This window comes from Roseibium sp. (assembly GCF_025698965.1).
Classification (GTDB): Bacteria; Pseudomonadota; Alphaproteobacteria; order Rhizobiales; family Stappiaceae; genus Roseibium.
The window spans coordinates 1-3,742 of the sequence record NZ_JAILWL010000572.1; the positions used below are offsets into that span (position 1 = coordinate 1).

Genomic DNA, 3,742 nt, shown 5'->3' on the forward strand with positions numbered 1-3,742 from the left:
TGACTGGATCACAAAAGATCTCGCCGGAGACATTAAGGTCATTTCACGGGCAAAGCCGTACCCACACTATGTGTTGCGGGGCAAACGTCTTGAATATAGAGCAAAGAAATGGTCGCTGAACGGGCTCGAAACTTGGGACATTGCATTTTGCGACAAGGTTGAGCAAAGGCCAAAGTCACTGCCTGATGATGAAGTTTACAGCCTCGGTGAAAGAAATCTCGATGTGATTACCTTTTCTCGAGCTGTTCAAAAGTCACGAACAATTAGAGACAGAAGCCTTTCTTGGGACCGCGCCTTTCCCTTTCGAGAAAATCGAGCAATACTTTCACCAGAACTTGCTGATGTGCATGACTTCTTTAGAGTAACTCAGCAGTTAGTAACCGTTCTAACTGCCGCAGAAATTTGTCCGGTTGTCGTAACGGAAATTGATGTAGGTAACGTCGAGACCACTATTTCTGTAACCCCAGTTGAAGACGGTCGAAGGAATAATGTTGCACAAGCTCTAGGAATACCGAATCCGTCTGAACAACTTCGGGATTGGTTTGAACTTGGCGTCGATGATGTTGTCGCTGACGAGGACGGAGATCCGTCAACAGACAGATACTATTTTCTAGAAAAGCCTAAATTGACCGGTGAAGATGATCGAACTCAATGGCAGTTCGTTAGCGCCACTGCGACGAGAAATGGTCCTGTTTATCGGTTTAGGTATCGCGGAGTTAAGAACATTACGACGCGAAATCTTTATCTCGCAAAAAACCATGATGGCACAATAAAGCAACTCCGACGACAACATAAAGCAATCAGCGATTTAATGGCTCACGAAGGACTGTTGCGGTTCTTAGCTGATCCTCGAAGCGCGCTGCGCATCAGGCGGGACAGAGCCCCAGCTCATATTTCTAAGATCTCATTGGATCAATCGAAGCAAGATGCGTTGAAGAGGTTGTGGGAAACTGAACCTGCGTTCTTGGTTCAGGGGCCACCAGGCACAGGGAAAACTACTCTAATAAAGTCGTTTATTGATGTACTGTTTAAGGAAGATCAGAGTTCTCAAGTTTTAATTTCAGCTCATTCTCACCATACGGTAGATGATGTTAGAGTGAAAATTTCAGAACTGTTTGACAATGACTCTGTTCAGAAACCAATTTTGTTGCGGCTAGGAGGAAAGCACAATACTCGACATGATGTTGGCCCAGTTACGCAAGAAATTCTAAGCGGTATTGTAAAAAGCAGACTATATGAGCGCACTCCTGAGCATCTTCAGAGAAGACTTCGGGATTGTGCTCTTATTTCTGAGGAAGTTGGCAACGATGAGGATGCTGACCTGCAAGCAATGCAGATCCTTTGTCAAGACGCTGCGAACGTCACATTCACTACACTAAATGCTGGGCCGCTAGCTGACCTTAACGAAAGAGGTCGACGCTTTGATTGGTCTGTAATTGAAGAAGCAGGCAAAGCACATGGTTTTGATATGGCCATAGCATTGCAAGAGAGCCATAGGATAATTCTGATTGGTGATCACTTCCAGCTTTCTCCATTTAACGCTCGCGTCTTGAAGGATTTGCTTGCAGATCCCCTCAGAGTTAAGGCCGCCATAAAGCAAGGTGCGGCTTTTGCATCTGGTCTGGTCGATCCATCTCTTGTCGAGGATACTGACGAAAGGGAGCCATTTGTAGAGCGCTGTAATCGATGGCGTGAAATGGTAAATGTTTTTGAATATCTGTTTGAACAAAACTCAAGCTCGATATCTGACCGTACTGCAGCGTGGACTCTAACGGATCAGCATAGAATGCATCCCGATATTGCAGAGCTAGTAGGAAGAACATTTTACCGTGACGGACAAAATGGCACAATTCTTCAGACACCGGATGCTGTGAAATCCAAATTCTCTGGCTCGGCACCCTTCATAATAGCAGAAGGATCTCCGCTCGATGATCAGTCCATAGTCTGGTGCGATGTGCCATGGGTTCAAAGGAAGCGTTGGGCAGAAGGTGAGGTCGATGGTCTCTTTGTTTCGCACGCCGAAACAAAAATTGTTGCCAGGATACTTGAGCAAATACACCCAAATGGTGACGCCAAGTGTGAGCTACAAATTTTATCACCATACAATAATCAGCTTGAGGTAATTCGAACGAAAATAGCAGAAATGAGTAACAATAATGAAGTTCCTCATATGTTTAAATCCCCATTTGACATAAAATTTAAAAGTAGAATGGGGGCGACAGTAGATGAATTCCAGGGCAGTGAAGCAGATGTTGTTATTGTAAGCTTAGTAAGGAACAATGGGCTTCCGCCGACGAAGAGCTTGGGTTTTCTTAAAGAAGCCAATCGCATGAATGTATTACTTAGTCGAGCGAAGCATAAACTTATAATAGTTGGAAGTTGGGATTTCTTCGATTCTAGGTGTGACAAATTTTCGACTGAAGATGATGAGCATTACTATATCGGCACTATGATGTCAGTGATGAAGTCTCTGAAGGACGAGGGGCGAATGAAGATTGTGAGAGATTTTCAGTGAAGATTATTTACATTCCAGTGTTTAAAGTTGCAGTCAATTACGATGTTTCCTTTGGTCGTAGGTGGAGCTTACTTGAACATCTGATACTTGTTGATCTCATAGGTAAACGTCGTTCTGTCTCAGAATTGGCTGAAGACGGTAATGTTCCCGAACGACTCGTAATTGAAGCGCTGATAAATCTGCTTCGCGTAAATTGGGTGGAAGTTCGTTCAAATGCACAAGGTATTTTGTACACCGCCACCGCAGCGGGTGCGCGCCGTGCAAGTGAAGGAACGTTGCCAGCAGAGCTAAAAGAGCAATCAAAATGGATTTCTTTATGCTTAGACAGATTAACAGGTGATTGGTTACGATCTGATGATTTAGATCTAGTCCATGATGCTGAGCTTCCACCAGAAGCGACTTGCATTGAACCAACAATTGGTAGTATTGATCTAAAAGATGCTGCGATACGTGATTTGTTTTATTTGGACCAATTTGAAAGTTTACAGCCGACCGAGCCTAGATTTAGGTTTTCAACGCTTGCGTACGCTCGTGTCGGGCTTGAGTTTGATAACGATCCTGATGGACTTCCTCCCTATAGCTCGCTCGAACTCTGCAACAGAGTGAGCATGGAAGCAGCTGCGGTTCCAGATAGCCCCAGCGAAAAATGGTTAACAAAACCAAAGTATTCCCATCAAGGTATTCGCGATGAAATTGATTTTTCAAGAATAATAGTTGGGGGAAGTGATCACCTAAACTTAGTGGTAGAAGCATTGGAGAGTGCGAAGAGTTGCGTCGTCATTCACTCTTGCTTCATTAGTGCTGCCACTGTAAAGCATCTTCTGCCATATCTCGAGAAAGCTGCGAGACGAAAGGTAAAGATAGAACTTCTCTGGGGGCTAAACTATGATCCAGAGAGTCAGAAGGGTGAAGAGAAACTCAAAGATGTTCAATCCGTCTTAAAGAGGTTGTCTGTTCATGCTCAATCTCGAGTAAAGCTTGCGGAACGCTCATCTTATTCGCACGCAAAAGTGCTTATTTATGATGAAAAACAAACAGGCCAATGGGTAAGCGTTGTTGGAAGCTGTAATTTTCTTTCGACTGCTTATGATGCACTTGATGTCTCTATCGTTGTCAGGAGCTTTGGTTTGACCAGCAGATTGATCGCCTGGCTAGTAAAAAGTCAAAGCCCGGCATCAGGACCCTTGCCCTCTGTTGCGAAACGTCTCAATCAAATCTGGAACAATA

General features: G+C 44.3%; 2 protein-coding genes. Both read left to right on the forward strand.

The window, feature by feature from the left end:
* Window positions 1-2,515: AAA domain-containing protein (locus tag K5905_RS29695; RefSeq protein WP_297591234.1), on the forward strand; the 2,515-nt coding region annotated here is incomplete at its 5' end.
* A partial coding sequence (locus K5905_RS29700) for a phospholipase D-like domain-containing protein (protein ID WP_297591236.1) occupies window positions 2,512-3,742 on the forward strand: 1,231 nt, incomplete at its 3' end. The genes K5905_RS29695 and K5905_RS29700, both read left to right, overlap by 4 nt.